This window comes from Nonomuraea sp. NPDC046570 (assembly GCF_040645915.1).
Taxonomy (GTDB): domain Bacteria; phylum Actinomycetota; class Actinomycetes; order Streptosporangiales; family Streptosporangiaceae; genus Nonomuraea.
The window spans coordinates 151,978-164,831 of record NZ_JBEYZF010000010.1; the positions used below are offsets into that span (position 1 = coordinate 151,978).

Sequence of the window (12,854 nt, forward strand, 5' to 3'; positions counted from 1 at the left end):
GTCGATTGGTACCCTCCCGTGTCCTCGATACTCCGCCGCCTGCCGCCCGAAGAGGCCATAGCTCTGCGTACGGGCGCCCGGCACCGCCTTGCCCAGGTCTACCGACCCGCCGACCTCGTGGTACTCGGTCTCGGCGTGATGATCGGCGCGGGCATCTTCGGTATCGCCGGCCGCCAGGCCGCCACCACCGCCGGCCCGGGCGTGATCCTGTCCTTCATGATCGCCGGTATCGCGTGCATGCTGGCCGCGCTCTGCTACGCCGAACTGTCCTCGACGATCCCGACCTCCGGCAGCGCCTACACCTTCGCCTATGTGATCTTCGGCGAGGTCTGGGCGTGGATCATCGGCTGGGCGCTGATCCTGGAGATGGATCTCGCCGCGGCCGTGGTGACCCGGGTCTGGGCCATCTACGCGGCCCAGGCGCTGAACGACTTCGGCATCATGATCCCGCAGACCGACCTGGTCTTCGACCTGCTGTCGGTGCTGATCCTCACGGTGATCACCATCACCGTCTCGGTGGGCGCCCGGATCGGCCTGCGCCTGCTGTGGGTGATGGTGACTGCCAAGCTCGTGGCCATCGCCGCGGTCATCGTCGTCGGCCTGCGCCACTTCGACCCCGCCAACCTGGGCGACTTCTACGTGCCCCCGGCCCCCACCAAGCAGAGCGCCGAGACCGTGCTCGGGCTGGTGCTCGGCCAGACCGACTCCTTCGGCTGGTTCGGCATCTTCACCGCGGCGGCGGCCATCGCCTTCGCCTACCTCGGCTTCGACATCATCGCCACCACGGCCGAGGAGACCGCGGACGCGCCGCGGACGGTGCCGAAGGGCATGATCCGGAGCCTGGCCGTCGCCACGGTCATCTACATCGCGGTGGCACTGGTGATGGTCGGCATGGTGCCGTACTCGAAGATCTCCGAGCGTGCGCCGCTGGCCGAGGCGTTCCGCATGGTGGGCGAGGACGCGATGGTGCACGTCATCAACATCGGCGCCGTGCTCGGCCTCACCACCGTGGTGCTGGTGCTGATCGTGGGCCAGACCCGGGTGCTGTTCTCGATCGCCCGCGACGGACTGCTCCCCCGCAGCCTCAGCACGGTCAGCCGCCGCTTCCACACCCCCTCCACGGCCACGCTGGTCATCGGTGTGGTGTCGATGCTGCTGGTCGTGTTCGTCCCGGTGCTCCTGCTGGAACAACTGGCCGTGATGGGCACGCTGTTCGGGTTCATGTTCGTGGCGACGGGAGTCATCGTCATCCGCCGCCGCATGCCCAACCTGCCCCGCGGCTTCAGCGTGCCGTTCTCCCCGCTGGTCCCCGCGGTCTCCCTGGTCGCCACCCTCTGGGTGATGGTCAACCTGTACGTCCAGACCTGGCTCTACTTCGCCGTCTGGATGGCCTTCGGCCTCCTGGTCTACCTCGTGTACGGCAGGCGCCACAGCCTGCTCGCCCGCGCCCTCCCGGACGCCGTCCACCTCAGGGGCAGGCACCGTCGCTAGAGTCGCCCCGACCCGATCACGCTGCGCAGGAACTCCCTGGTCCGCGGATGCTCAGGCTCGGTGAAGATCTGCTCAGGACTGCCCCGCTCCAGCAGCACGCCGCCGTCCAGGAAGCACACGGTGTCGGCGATGTCCCGGCAGAACCCCATCTCATGCGTGGTCAGCACCATGGTCATGCCCGACTCCTTCAGCTCCCTGATGATGCCGAGCACCTCGACGACCAGCGCCGGGTCGAGCGCGGAGGTGACCTCGTCGAGCAGCATCAGCCGGGGCCTGGTGGCCAGCGCCCTGATGACCGCGACGCGCTGCTGCTGGCCGCCGGAGAGCTGGTCGGGGTAGGCGCCCGCCTTGTCCGCCAGCCCGAACCTGGCCAGCAGCTCACGGGCCTGCTGCTCGGCCTCCCCCTTGCTCACGCCGTGCACCTGGCGCGGGGCCAGGGTGATGTTGTCCAGCACGTTCATGTGCGGGAAGAGGTTGTACGCCTGGAAGACGATGCCGAGCCGCTTGCGCACGTCGTCGACGTCCACCCGGGGGTCGGTGATCTCCTTGCCGTCCAGCAGGATCGTACCGTCGTCGACGGTCTCCAGCAGGTTCACGCAGCGCAGCAGGGTGGACTTGCCCGAACCCGAGGCGCCGATCAGGCAGACCACCTCATGCGGCGCGACCTCCAGGTCGATACCGCGCAGCACATGGTGGCCGTGGAAGTTCTTCCACACCCCGTCGATGGTCAGTACGCTCACGCGCCTCGCCGCCTCTGGGTCCGGGCGGCCAGGTAGTCGGTGAACCTGGCCAGCGGGATGGTCAGCAGGATGAACAGCAGCGCGGCCACCAGGTAGGCGGTGTAGTTGAACGTGCTCGCCACGTGGATCTGCGCCTGCCGCAGCGCCTCCACCAGGCCGATGGTGGCCACCAGCGCCGTGTCCTTCTGCAGCGAGACGAAGTCGTTGAGCAGCGGCGGGACGACCCTGCGGACGGCCTGCGGCAGGACCACGAACCGCATCGTCCTGCCGTGGCTCAACCCGAGCGACCTGGCCGCCGCCACCTGGCTGGGATGGACGGAGTCGATGCCCGACCTGAACACCTCGGCGACGTACGCGCCGTAGGACAGCGTCAGCGCGATGACCCCGAGCGTCGCCAGGTCCGTGGGGACTCCCTGCAGTTCCAGGGCGGGCAGGCCGAAACCGATCAGGTAGATGACCAGCAGCGTCGGCACGCCCCGGAAGACGTCCACGTACAGCGTGGCCAGCGCGCGCAGCGGGAAGAAGACCGGCGCCTTCAGTCCCCTGGCCAGCGCGACCAGCAGGCCGACGATCAGGATCAGCGGCTCGGCGATCAGGAAGATCTTGACGTTGAGCAGGAAGCCGCTGAGCACGTCGGGGAAGGACGCGGCGAACTGCTCGGGCGAGAAGAACGTCTCCTGAACCCTCGGCCAGCCGGGCGAGTTGGTGACGCCCCACACCACCAGAACGAGGAAGACGATCGTCGAGGCGGTGGCGACGGACGCCGAGCGGCGGCCCCGCGTCCTGCGGACCCGCTCACGCTCGACCTGCCGCTCGCTCTTGACCCAGGTCATCGGGCTACTTCAGCTCGGGCGCGCCCGCGGCCGAACCCAGCCACTCCTGCTCGATCTTGGCCAGGTCGCCCCTGGACTTCAGCGTCTCGACGGCCTTGTCCACGCAGGACTTGAGCGGGCTGCCCTTCTGCATGACCAGGCCGAACTCCTCCGGCGTGTCCCCCGTGGAGCCGAACTGGCCAACGATCGCGGAGTCGTCGATCTGCGCCGCGGTGACGTAGAACGCGGTCGGCAGGTCCACCACCAAGGCGTCGACCTGCTTGTTCTTCAGCGCGTTCACCGCGTCGATCTGCTCGTTGTAGACGTTGGGGTCGGTGGCCGGCTGGATGACCTTCTTGACCGCGTTCAGCGACGTGGTGCCGACCTGGACGCCGATCTTCACGTCCTTCAGCGCGGCCAGGTCCTTCGCCTCGGCGGCCTTGGAGCCCTTGAGCGCGACCACCGCCTGCTTGACCGTGTAGTAACCGCTGCTGAACGCGACCACCTTGGAGCGTTCCGGGGTGATGGAGACCTGGTTGACGTCGAAGTCGAACTGCTTGGCGCCGGGCGCGAACGCGGAGTCGAACTTCACCGTGCTCCAGTCGACCTCGTTGCGGTCGAAGCCCATCTCCCCCGCCACCGCGAAGGCCACCGCGCTCTCGAAGCCCTGGCCGTTCGACGGGTCGTCGTCCTTGAACCACGGCGCGAAGGCGGGCTTGTCGGTGCCGATCGTCAGGCGGCCCGCCTTGACGAGCTTGAGCTGGTCCTTGGTGCAGGCCGTCGCGGTCGTCGGGGCGGCCACGGGGGCGCTCGTGTCGTTCGCGGGGGCGCAGGCGACCGCTGCCGCAGCCACTGCGCCGAGCGCGAGCAGCATCGAGGGACGGACCATGGCTGAGCCTCCAGGGGACAAACGAGAAGGAAAACACAGAGATTCTATGCGTCCCGAATAGGGAATCGGTTCGTCCGATATGTCGGAAGACGCGAAAGGCCCCCCTCGGCCTCGCCGAGAGGGGCCTGACGTGAGACGCAGCGGGTCAGCCCGCGACGACCTCCACGTCCACGGAGGCCGAGACCTCCGGGTGCAGCTTGACGCTGACCTTGTGGGAGCCGACGCTCTTGATCGCGTTGACGATCTCGATGCGACGACGGTCGAGGACCGGGCCACCGGCCTTCTTGACCGCGTCGGCGATGTCGCCGGTGGTGATCGAGCCGAACAGGCGGCCGGACTCGCCGGCGCGCGTGGTCAGCTTCACCTTGAGGGCGCCGAGCTGGCCGGCGACCTCCTTGGCGGTGCCCAGGTCGCGGATCTCGCGAGCGTCACGAGCCTTCTTGATGGACTCGATCTGCTTTTCGCCGCCCCGCGTCCACAGGATCGCGAAGCCCCGCGGCACGAGGTAGTTACGGCCGTAGCCGTCCTTGACCTCGACGACGTCGCCGGGGGCGCCGAGGCCGGAGACCTCAGTGGTGAGGATGAGCTTCATGTCAAGGCCTCCTTAGCGCGCGGTGCTCGTGTAAGGCAGCAGCGCTACCTCACGGGCGTTCTTGATCGCGGTCGCAACGTCGCGCTGGTGCTGGGTGCAGTTGCCCGTCACCCGGCGAGCACGGATCTTGCCGCGGTCGGAGATGAACTTCCGAAGCAGCGCCGTGTCCTTGTAGTCGACGTAGGAGATCTTGTCGTGGCAGAACAGGCAAACCTTCTTCTTGGGCTTGCGCAGTGCCGGCTTAGCCATCGTGGTGCTCCTTTCAGAGCCCCGCCGTAAGGCGGGAATGGACTCGGGCTATGGACAGGTGTATCTAGAAAGGCGGTTCGTCGCTGAAGTCGTTGCCGCCGCCGCCGCCGAAGCCGCCGCCCTGCTGCTGCTGGCCACCGCCGCCGCCGTAACCGCCGCCGCCGCCACCACCGAAGCCGCCGCCCTGGGGCGGGGCCGGGGAGGCCGAGGCCCACGGGTCGTCGGCGGGACCGCCGCCGAAGCCGCCGCCGCCACCCTGCCGGGAGGTGCGGTTGACCTTGGCGGTCGCGTTACGCAGGGACGGGCCGATCTCGTCGACCTCGACCTCGTAGACCGTGCGCTTCTCGCCTTCCTTGGTCTCGTAAGACCTTTGCTTGAGCCGCCCCTGGACGATGACCCGCATGCCACGGGTGAGGGACTCGGCGACGTTCTCCGCCGCCTGCCGCCACACGTTGCAGGTCAGAAAGAGGCTTTCGCCGTCCTTCCACTCGTTGGTCTGACGGTCCATGAACCGCGGAGTGGACGCGATGCGGAATTGGGCCACGGCTTGCCCCGTCGGGGTGAAGCGCAGCTCCGGATCGTTGACAAGATTGCCGACGATGGTGATTACGGTGTCGCCTGCTGCCATGGCTTGTCGCTCGCCTTCCTGCGGGCCTTCGCTTGAGTTACGGCTCAGAGTACGGCTCGCCCCCGACAGAAAAGCCGGGTGACGATCCGCTTAGTGCACGTCGGGGCGGAGGACCTTGGTGCGCAGGATGCCCTCGTTGAGGTTCATCTGGCGGTCGAGCTCCTTGACCGTCGCCGGCTGGGCGGACAGGTCGATGACGGCGTAGATGCCTTCCGACTTCTTGTCGATGTCGTAGGCGAGGCGGCGACGGCCCCAGACGTCGACCTTCTCCACGGTGCCGCCGTCATTGCGGACGACGGTGAGGAACTGGTCGAGGGACGGCGCCACAGTGCGCTCATCGAGCGAAGGGTCCAGGATGACCATTACTTCGTAACGACGCATGGTGGACTCCAACCTCCTCTGGACTCTTGCGGTCACGACGATCTGCCGTGACAGGAGGACGCTGACGTCTTGGCCCGGCGCGCCCCTTTCGGCGCCCCGGGATGATGGTTCACCCATCACAACGCAGCCTGACCAGGTTACCAGCCACCACCGGATGGGAATTCCTCTTATCAACAAGGGGGTGGTGACCCATGCCGCACATGCTGCATCCCGCCGACAACGAGCACTTCAAGCTCACCCTGAACACCGATGGACACCCGCACCCACGGGAGAACGCCCTGTCCATCGCTACCCTGGTCTGCGGTCTCATCGCGTTCTGGGCCGCGTTCGTCCCCGGCGGACACGTGATCGCGTCGTGGCTGGGCGCCCTCGGTTTCACCGGCGGTCTGCTCTCCCAGTACCTGTCGGCCACGACCGCGGAGCGCTCGCTCAACATCATCGGGATCGTCGCCTCGTTCGTCGGGGTCGCGGTCGGCATCGCGCGCGGCGGCTTCCTGCCGTGAGAAAGGCCCCGGACGGCCGGGGCCTTTCCTAACCGATGTGCAGATTGCCGCCGAGCAGCAGCACGAACCACAGGAAGACGGCGAGCAGTGCCTCGGCCAGGTCCTTGAGCAGCGGCGCGTTGATGTAGTCGTAGATCCAGGCGACGTACAGGCCGACCAGGATGTAGATCAGGAAGATAAGGCTGACACCTCTGCGGTATACGGCCATCCGTTCCTCCTCATGTCGGGGGGCACCCGCCGACTGCCCCTTGGCCCGCCCTTCAAACGGATAGGCTCGACGGCATGGTGCGTATCGGAGCTCACGTCGACCAGGACGACCCCGCCGCCCACGCGGCGGCTCGCGAAGCGGAGATCGTCCAGTTCTTCCTCGGCGACCCGCAGGGCTGGAAGGGCCCGGTGGCGCCGGACAAGCCCGTCGAGGGCGTCGAGATCTACATCCACGCGCCCTACGTCATCAACGTGGCCACCGCCAACAACCGCATCAGGATCCCCAGCCGCAAGCTGCTCGACCAGCATCTGCGGGCGGCGGCCGACCTCGGCGCCAAGGGCCTGATCGTGCACGGCGGCCATGTCGGCAAGGACGACGATCCGCAGGTCGGCTTCGACAACTGGCGCAAGGTGTTCGAGCGCATGGAGTCGCCGATCCCGGTGCTGATCGAGAACACCGCGGGCGGCGGCAACGCGATGGCCCGCAAGCTGGAGCGCATCGCCCGGCTGTGGGACGCCCTGGACGGCTTCGACGTGGGTTTCTGCCTCGACACCTGCCACGCGCACGCCGGCGGCGAGGAGCTGGTCGACGTGGTCGAGCGGGTCAAGGCCATCACCGGGCGGATCGACCTGGTGCACTGCAACGACTCTCGCGACGCCTTCGACTCGGGCGCCGACCGGCACGCCAACCTGGGCCAGGGCCAGATCGACTCCGAGCTGATCCTGGCGGTCTGCCGGGCCGCCGCGGCGCCGATCATCGTGGAGACGCCGTTCGCCGGGCAGGCCGACGACATCGCCTTCCTGCGCAAGAACCTGTAAACACACAGCCTGTGGATAACTTCCCTGGATTACCGAGCACGGAATCCGGGTAGAGATTCTCACCCTGCCCAGGCGCCGGTCAGGAAGCGGAGGCCGTTCAGCATCATGAGCGGCCCCAGCACCAGGGCGTAGCCGATGATCACCCACCGCCGCCGCGCGGCCAGTTGCCCGATCGCCACCCACAGCGGGAACCACAGCAGCAGCGAGCGCGGGATCGACAGGTAGTACGCCGAGGTCATCAGCGCCCCCGCCTGCAGCCCGACGTAGACGAACTCACTCCAGCGGCGCCGCGCCAGCAGCCAGAGCAGTACGGCCACGGCGACGACCGCCCCCACGATCTCCATCCGGAACGCCACCGCCGAGTCGCCGGACCCGATCGCCGTGCCCCAGGTGGTGTTCCACGCCTCCCACGGCCAGACCATCTTCCTGCCCCAACCGGCTTCCTGGGCCCCCTTCCAGGCCAGCAGGTCACCGGTGCGGGTGTACAGGTAGAAGGAGTAGGCGATCAGCGGCAGGAACGGGACCAGCAGCCACGGCGCCTGCCGGAGCCTCGGGCGGCTCAGCGCGAACTCCACGATCAACGCCACGGCCAGGAACAACCCGGTGATCCGCACCGTCGACGCCCCCGCCGCGAGCAGGACGGCGAGCGGCCACTGCCGCTTGCGGGCGGCCAGCCACGCGGGAATCGCCAGGGCCAGGAACAGCGACTCGCTGTAGCCCGCGGTCAGGAACACCGCGGTGGGAAACAGCACGAGCGCCAGTACGGCAGGCCACCCCGCCCCCGCCGGCCCCTCGAACTCCGCCAGCCGTGCCAGCGCGACCGCCGCCACCGCCCCCGCGACCAGCGAGACGATCAGCCCGCACACCGTCCAGTCGGGCACCACCGTGTGCAGCAGGCGCAGCAGCGCGGGCAGGCCGGGGAAGAACGCGGGCAGCCCGGGGTCCTCCGGCTCGGCGGGGTCGCCGGCATAGCCGTACTTGGCGATCTCGATGAACAGTGTGGTGTCCCACTGCCGCCATCGATCGAGCTGTTCGCCCTCTTTGACCAGGAAGGAGACGCCCAGGACGCCGCTGAGCAAGAGTCCCAGGCGGGAGCATAACCAGATGAGCAGGGCGTCGCCCGTGGTGGAGCGAGTGGTCATCGCGTGCTGGGGACGAGCGTGAACCTGTCGGGCGCGTGGTCGAAGACGCCGCCGGCCTGGTCGTCGACGCCCGCCTGCCGTACCACGTCGTGGTCGGGGCGGAGGATGTCGCGGACCACGAAGGCCATCATGATCACGATGGTGATCACCCGGCCCCAGACGGCGGTGTGGTAGGTGCCGTCGCCGATGCCGAGGTGCTCGGTCGCGGGGTCCTGGGAGAGCAGGTAGAGCCAGATGGCGAAGAAGTACCACACCTCGGCGAGCTGCCACAGCGCCAGCGGCTTCCAGTTGGGCCTGGCCAGCACGGCGAACGGGACGAGCCAGAGGACGAACTGCGGCGACCACACCTTGTTCGTCATCATGAACGCGGCCAGTGCCAGGAAGCAGATCTGCGCGAGCCGCGGCCGGCGCGGGGCCATCAGGGTGAGCAGCGCGATGCCCAGGCAGAGCAGCGCCAGCGACCCCATGCCGAGCAGGCTGACGTCCATGGAGCCCAGGATCGGCCAGTCCTGGAGGTGGAAGTAGCGCCAGGGCGAGCCCCAGTCGACGCCGCGCTCCTCGGAGAAGGCGTAGAACCGGCGCCAGCCCTCCCAGGCCAGGATCATGAACGGCAGGTTGACCGCCAGCCAGGCGGCGGCGGCCGAGGCCATCGCGACGAGGAACGGCCGCCAGCGCGCGGTCCGCAGCGTGAGCAGGAACAGCGCGCCGACGAACATCAGCGGGTAGAACTTCGTGGCGATCGCCAGGCCGAGCAGCACCCCGGCCAGGAGGTGCCGGTTCCTGGCCCAGGCGAGCAGCATGCCCATGGACAGCGCGCCGGCGACCAGGTCCCAGTTGATGTAGGCGGCCAGGATCACCGCGGGTGCCACCGCGTACCACAGCGCGTCCCAGCGCCTGGTCGGCCCGGCCACCGCGGCCATCAGCAGGACGCCGGCGACCAGGCAGAGCCCCAGCAGGATGACCGTGATGTCATAGAACGCCGTGGCCTGCCTGACTACATCACCCAGCGGCCTGACCACCCACGAGATCACCTGCATGACCTCGCCCAGCACGACCGGGTACTCCACCTGCTTGTCGAACGGCACGTCGGCGAAGTAAGGGTTCTGCGTCGCGAGCTGCCGGTCGAAGTAGAGCGGGTAGATGTCGGTGTAGCAGAAGTTCGTATAGGTCTCGATGGTGTTGTTCCAGCCACCGCTTCTGCACGGCAGCTTCCACAGGTAGGCGAGCACCGCCCCCAGGGCCGCGAACAGCCCCAGGGGAAGGTACGGCACAGCTCGCGCCGCCAGCGGGAACCTCACCTGGAGACCCGTCATTCGTCTTCGTTCTTACCGACCATCGGATCGGGCACGCCCGCGCCGCCGGGTTGGCTCTCCCCGTTCATGCCCGTGTCCTCGAAGTCGGAGGCCGGCTCGTTGGGATTGCCGGTGTCCGGGGTGCCGTTGTCGTCGGTGACGTTCCCATCGCACCCTTCCAGCATCGGGCAGTCGCCGTCCGGGCCGTCGTCGAACGGGTTGTCGCCGGTGTCGAACGGGTCGTCCGGCGTCGGCGTCGGGGTCGGCTTCGGCTTCTCCACGAGGTCCTCCGGCGTGCCGTAGTCGGCCCGCTCCGGGAACGGCACGATCTCCTTGCCCTCGTGGGCGGCGAGCATGAACGCGCGCCAGACCTCGGTGGGCGGGCCGGCGCCCTCGAAACCGAGGGACACCTCGTCGGCCCTGCTGTAGGGGTTGTTCGCGTTGTACTTCTTGTGCGGCTTGCCCCGGGGGGTGCTCGGGCAGTTGGCGTTGATCGGCTGCACGGTCTTGCCGGACTTGGTCACGCACACCTCGCGGTACATGCCCACCGCGGCCGAGAGCTGCGGGGTGTAGCCGACGAACCAGGCTTCCTTCTCGTCGTTGTTCGTGCCGGTCTTGCCCGCGGCCGGGCGGCCGATGCCCTTGCCCGCGGCCGTGCCGGACTTCAGCACCTCCGCCATGGCGACGGTCGAGTCGGCGGCGGCCTCGGGCGAGATCACCTGCTTGGGCATCTTCGCCTCGGGCACGACGAGGGTGTCGCCCTGCCAGACTCCCTGCACCACGTGCGCGTTGACGTGCTTGCCCTCGTTGGCGAAGATCGAGTAACCGGCCGCCTGCTCCACCGGAGTCACCAGGGCGCTGCCGATGGCGAACTGGTAGTGGTGCTCGTCGATGTCCGCCTGGAGCCGGGTCTTGTCGAGACCCGCCCCTTCCGCGACCTTCTTGACGTCCTCGAGCTGGCCGGGGAGCTTGTAAGCCATGGACAGGAATGCGGTGTTCACCGACTGCGCGGTGGACTTGACGACGTCGACGGCCACGCCGACGTTGTGGCTGTTGCGGAAGCCGCCCTTCTGCTGGCCGGGCAGCACCTCGGGCACCGTCTTGTTGCCGGGGACGAGGCTCGTGAGGCTCTTGCCGGCGTCGAGCCAGGCGGCCAGGACGTACGGCTTGAAGGCCGAGGCCGCCTGCTTCTTGGCGTCGAACGGCTCGTTGAACCCGTCCTTGACGTAGTCGGTGCCGCCGTAGAAGGCGACCACCCGGCCGTTCTTCGGGTTCACCGCGGCCAGGCCGGTGTGGTACTCGGAGGTACGGGTCTTCATGACGCCCTGCACCGCGTTCTTGGCGGCGATCATGAGGCGCCTGTCGAAGGTCGAGACGATCTTGTAGCCGCCGCTGCGCACCTGGGGCGGCTGGATGCCGCGCTTCTTCAGCTCCTCGTAGACCTGGATGACCATGTAGCCCTTGATGCCGCCGAGCTCGTTCGCGTTGTTCTCGGGCTTGGTCTTGGGGAACTTGGCGGTCGCGGCCAGGTTGCCGTACTTCTCGGGGTAGAACGCGGTCATGTTGCCGACGACGGTCTTGAACCTGTCCCGCAGCCCGGGCGCGTCGGCTTCCCACGCGGGGGTCTGGATGCGCGCGGCGAGGTAGGCGGCCTGGGAGGGGGTCACCTTGAGCGCCGACTTACCGAAGTAGGCCTGGGCGGCGGCCTCGATGCCGTAGGCGCGACCGAAGTTCACCGTGTTGAGGTAGTTGAGCAGGATCTGGTCCTTGCTCATGTTCTTGTCCAGCTTGACCGCGACGAGGATCTCTTTGAGCTTTCGCTTGATCGAGACTTCCTGGCTGAGGCCCTCGTAGTAGTTGCGGGCCATCTGCTGGGTGATCGTCGAGGCGCCCTGGCGCTGCTGGCCGGTGGCGGTCATCCACACCGACCGGACCATGCCGGGGATGGAGATGCCCGCGTCCTCGTAGAAGGTCTTGTTCTCGATGGCCACCACCGCGTCCTTCACGGCGGGCGAGATCTGCTCGTTCGTGACGATCTGGCGCTTCCAGCCGAGCCTGGCGATCTCCGTCTTGCCGTCGCTGTAGTAGAGGACACTGCCCTGGGCCAGCGCCTCGTCCTGCTTGTCGGTGGGCAGGGGCATGTTGGCGTACGCCACGGCGATCATGCCGAAGACACCCGCGACCAGAACCACCATGCTGGCCATGACGATCTTCCAGTTCGGGACGAACCGCTTCCACCCCGACTTGCCGGGCTTGTCACCGCCCTTCCCCGGCCCCGACGGCCCTCCGGGCCCCGAAGGGCCTGACGGCCCCGATGGGCCACCCGAGCGGCTGCCGCGCGCCCTGCGGGGCTGCTGCGGCGGCTGCCCGGCCACCATCGTCTCCTCGTTGCTGCGGCGACGGCCGCCCTGCGTCTGCCCCTCACCCGGCATGTTCGCGGCGGCCATGGCGCCGGTCTGCTCGAAGGCGGCTTCCGCACGGCGCGGCGGCTCCGCCCCGCCCCATCCCCCGTCACCGGTTTGCGGCGGCTGTCCCGGGGGCACGGAACGGGAGGTTGCGGAAGTGGAGCGACGGCGCCGTCCCTGTCGAGCCCCCTCAGGGCGCTCTGAGCGTCCAGTCGGCTCGGGGCCATAGCTGCTGTTACTCACACGTCCTCGCATCGTCGTCGGATAGCACGGCGGGTAGGCGTGGGCGGCCAGTCGCCCTCCTCGTTCTCACGGGCGACCGGCGGAGGCCGCATCGTCCGCTGCCGAGGACGAGCGAGAGCGTCAGGTGGTTCCCAGCCCAACCTTGGCACACCTCGGCCACAGTAATCATGAGCCATAAGGATGAGCTCCGACGTGGCCTTTACCCGACCGGCATGGCGTCCCGGGGAATCCCCATGGACATAGGCCACGTTGGTGACGTTCTCCCTCTCGCATACCGGGCAGAGCCCGTCAGCATGAAGGAAGCCACGCGAGAGCGAGTGGGCCACCGCCCGTCTCCCGAGTCCGTAGTCCACCACCCTTCGCTGTGACCACATGGGCGCCAGACTACGGCTTTTTACCGATTGCCCCCAACCTCTTGGCAAAGTCATTAATTGCATGCATATAGCGAGCCGACGTATCCT

The 12,854-nt window shown here is 68.1% G+C and carries 15 protein-coding genes; 3 read left to right on the forward strand and 12 right to left on the reverse strand.

Going from position 1 to position 12,854, the window contains the following annotated elements; all coding sequences use genetic code 11:
* Nucleotides 1–18: 18 nt before the first annotated feature.
* Nucleotides 19–1,491, forward strand: coding sequence for an amino acid permease (locus ABZ911_RS18510; RefSeq protein WP_358056670.1), 1,473 nt, complete (start codon nt 19–21; stop codon nt 1,489–1,491).
* On the opposite strand, the gene ABZ911_RS18515 is transcribed toward ABZ911_RS18510, so the two are convergent.
* The 7 genes from ABZ911_RS18515 to rpsF form a co-directional block, all read right to left on the reverse strand.
* On the reverse strand, nt 1,488–2,231 hold the full coding sequence (locus ABZ911_RS18515) for an amino acid ABC transporter ATP-binding protein (RefSeq protein WP_358056672.1): 744 nt from the start codon (nt 2,229–2,231) through the stop codon (nt 1,488–1,490). The genes ABZ911_RS18510 and ABZ911_RS18515 overlap by 4 nt on opposite strands.
* Nucleotides 2,228–3,064 (reverse strand): amino acid ABC transporter permease, encoded by an 837-nt coding sequence (locus tag ABZ911_RS18520; protein ID WP_358056674.1) that lies wholly within the window; start codon nt 3,062–3,064, stop codon nt 2,228–2,230. The genes ABZ911_RS18515 and ABZ911_RS18520 overlap by 4 nt, the downstream gene beginning before the upstream one ends.
* Nucleotides 3,065–3,068: 4 nt before the next feature.
* On the reverse strand, nt 3,069–3,932 hold the full coding sequence (locus ABZ911_RS18525) for an ABC transporter substrate-binding protein (protein ID WP_358056676.1): 864 nt from the start codon (nt 3,930–3,932) through the stop codon (nt 3,069–3,071).
* A 145-nt stretch (nt 3,933–4,077) separates the two neighbouring features.
* A complete protein-coding gene (gene rplI, locus ABZ911_RS18530) occupies nt 4,078–4,524 on the reverse strand; it encodes a 50S ribosomal protein L9 (RefSeq protein WP_358056678.1) in 447 nt (148 codons plus the stop codon).
* A 12-nt stretch (nt 4,525–4,536) separates the two neighbouring features.
* Complete coding sequence (gene rpsR, locus ABZ911_RS18535; RefSeq protein WP_020543048.1) at nt 4,537–4,773, reverse strand: 30S ribosomal protein S18; 237 nt, start codon at nt 4,771–4,773, stop codon at nt 4,537–4,539.
* A gap of 64 nt (nt 4,774–4,837) precedes the next feature.
* Nucleotides 4,838–5,401 carry a single-stranded DNA-binding protein gene (locus ABZ911_RS18540; RefSeq protein WP_358056680.1) on the reverse strand — a complete coding sequence of 188 codons (564 nt, stop codon included), beginning with the start codon at nt 5,399–5,401 and terminating at the stop codon, nt 4,838–4,840.
* A gap of 90 nt (nt 5,402–5,491) precedes the next feature.
* Nucleotides 5,492–5,782, reverse strand: a complete 291-nt coding sequence (gene rpsF / locus ABZ911_RS18545; protein WP_106242878.1) for a 30S ribosomal protein S6 — start codon at nt 5,780–5,782, stop codon at nt 5,492–5,494.
* Between the two features lie 191 nt (nt 5,783–5,973).
* On the opposite strand from rpsF, the gene ABZ911_RS18550 reads away from it, so the two are divergent.
* Nucleotides 5,974–6,285, forward strand: coding sequence for a hypothetical protein (locus ABZ911_RS18550; RefSeq protein WP_358056681.1), 312 nt, complete (start codon nt 5,974–5,976; stop codon nt 6,283–6,285).
* Between the two features lie 28 nt (nt 6,286–6,313).
* On the opposite strand, the gene ABZ911_RS18555 is transcribed toward ABZ911_RS18550, so the two are convergent.
* A complete protein-coding gene (locus tag ABZ911_RS18555) occupies nt 6,314–6,493 on the reverse strand; it encodes a hypothetical protein (protein ID WP_358056682.1) in 180 nt (59 codons plus the stop codon).
* Between the two features lie 74 nt (nt 6,494–6,567).
* Between ABZ911_RS18555 and ABZ911_RS18560 the strand changes: the two genes are divergently transcribed.
* Complete coding sequence (locus ABZ911_RS18560) at nt 6,568–7,311, forward strand: deoxyribonuclease IV (protein WP_358056684.1); 744 nt, start codon at nt 6,568–6,570, stop codon at nt 7,309–7,311.
* A 59-nt stretch (nt 7,312–7,370) separates the two neighbouring features.
* Here ABZ911_RS18560 and ABZ911_RS18565 read toward each other — a convergent pair whose 3' ends face one another.
* The 4 genes from ABZ911_RS18565 to ABZ911_RS18580 all read right to left on the reverse strand — a co-directional run bounded on the left by ABZ911_RS18565 (nt 7,371) and on the right by ABZ911_RS18580 (nt 12,830).
* Entirely contained in the window at nt 7,371–8,453 is a 1,083-nt protein-coding gene (locus tag ABZ911_RS18565) for a mannosyltransferase family protein (RefSeq protein WP_358056686.1), read from the reverse strand.
* Nucleotides 8,450–9,766, reverse strand: coding sequence for a glycosyltransferase 87 family protein (locus ABZ911_RS18570; protein WP_358056688.1), 1,317 nt, complete (start codon nt 9,764–9,766; stop codon nt 8,450–8,452). The genes ABZ911_RS18565 and ABZ911_RS18570 overlap by 4 nt, the downstream gene beginning before the upstream one ends.
* Nucleotides 9,763–12,288: a transglycosylase domain-containing protein gene (locus ABZ911_RS18575; protein ID WP_358056690.1), complete on the reverse strand. Its 2,526-nt coding sequence runs from the start codon at nt 12,286–12,288 to the stop codon at nt 9,763–9,765. The genes ABZ911_RS18570 and ABZ911_RS18575 overlap by 4 nt, the downstream gene beginning before the upstream one ends.
* 101 nt (nt 12,289–12,389) lie before the next feature.
* Complete coding sequence (locus ABZ911_RS18580; protein ID WP_358056692.1) at nt 12,390–12,830, reverse strand: DUF5318 family protein; 441 nt, start codon at nt 12,828–12,830, stop codon at nt 12,390–12,392.
* Nucleotides 12,831–12,854: the final 24 nt, after the last annotated feature.

What these genes read in the sequence shown, in the direction of transcription:
- ABZ911_RS18520 (WP_358056674.1), bottom strand. Translation starts at nt 3,064, where the DNA reads ATGACCTGGGTCAAGAGCGAGCGGCAGGTCGAGCGTGAGCGGGTCCGC.
- ABZ911_RS18525 (WP_358056676.1), bottom strand. Translation starts at nt 3,932, where the DNA reads ATGGTCCGTCCCTCGATGCTGCTCGCGCTCGGCGCAGTGGCTGCGGCA.
- rplI (WP_358056678.1), bottom strand. Translation starts at nt 4,524, where the DNA reads ATGAAGCTCATCCTCACCACTGAGGTCTCCGGCCTCGGCGCCCCCGGC.
- rpsR (WP_020543048.1), bottom strand. Translation starts at nt 4,773, where the DNA reads ATGGCTAAGCCGGCACTGCGCAAGCCCAAGAAGAAGGTTTGCCTGTTC.
- ABZ911_RS18540 (WP_358056680.1), bottom strand. Translation starts at nt 5,401, where the DNA reads ATGGCAGCAGGCGACACCGTAATCACCATCGTCGGCAATCTTGTCAAC.
- rpsF (WP_106242878.1), bottom strand. Translation starts at nt 5,782, where the DNA reads ATGCGTCGTTACGAAGTAATGGTCATCCTGGACCCTTCGCTCGATGAG.
- ABZ911_RS18550 (WP_358056681.1), top strand. Translation starts at nt 5,974, where the DNA reads ATGCCGCACATGCTGCATCCCGCCGACAACGAGCACTTCAAGCTCACC.
- ABZ911_RS18555 (WP_358056682.1), bottom strand. Translation starts at nt 6,493, where the DNA reads ATGGCCGTATACCGCAGAGGTGTCAGCCTTATCTTCCTGATCTACATC.
- ABZ911_RS18560 (WP_358056684.1), top strand. Translation starts at nt 6,568, where the DNA reads ATGGTGCGTATCGGAGCTCACGTCGACCAGGACGACCCCGCCGCCCAC.
- ABZ911_RS18565 (WP_358056686.1), bottom strand. Translation starts at nt 8,453, where the DNA reads ATGACCACTCGCTCCACCACGGGCGACGCCCTGCTCATCTGGTTATGC.
- ABZ911_RS18570 (WP_358056688.1), bottom strand. Translation starts at nt 9,766, where the DNA reads ATGACGGGTCTCCAGGTGAGGTTCCCGCTGGCGGCGCGAGCTGTGCCG.
- ABZ911_RS18580 (WP_358056692.1), bottom strand. Translation starts at nt 12,830, where the DNA reads ATGCAATTAATGACTTTGCCAAGAGGTTGGGGGCAATCGGTAAAAAGC.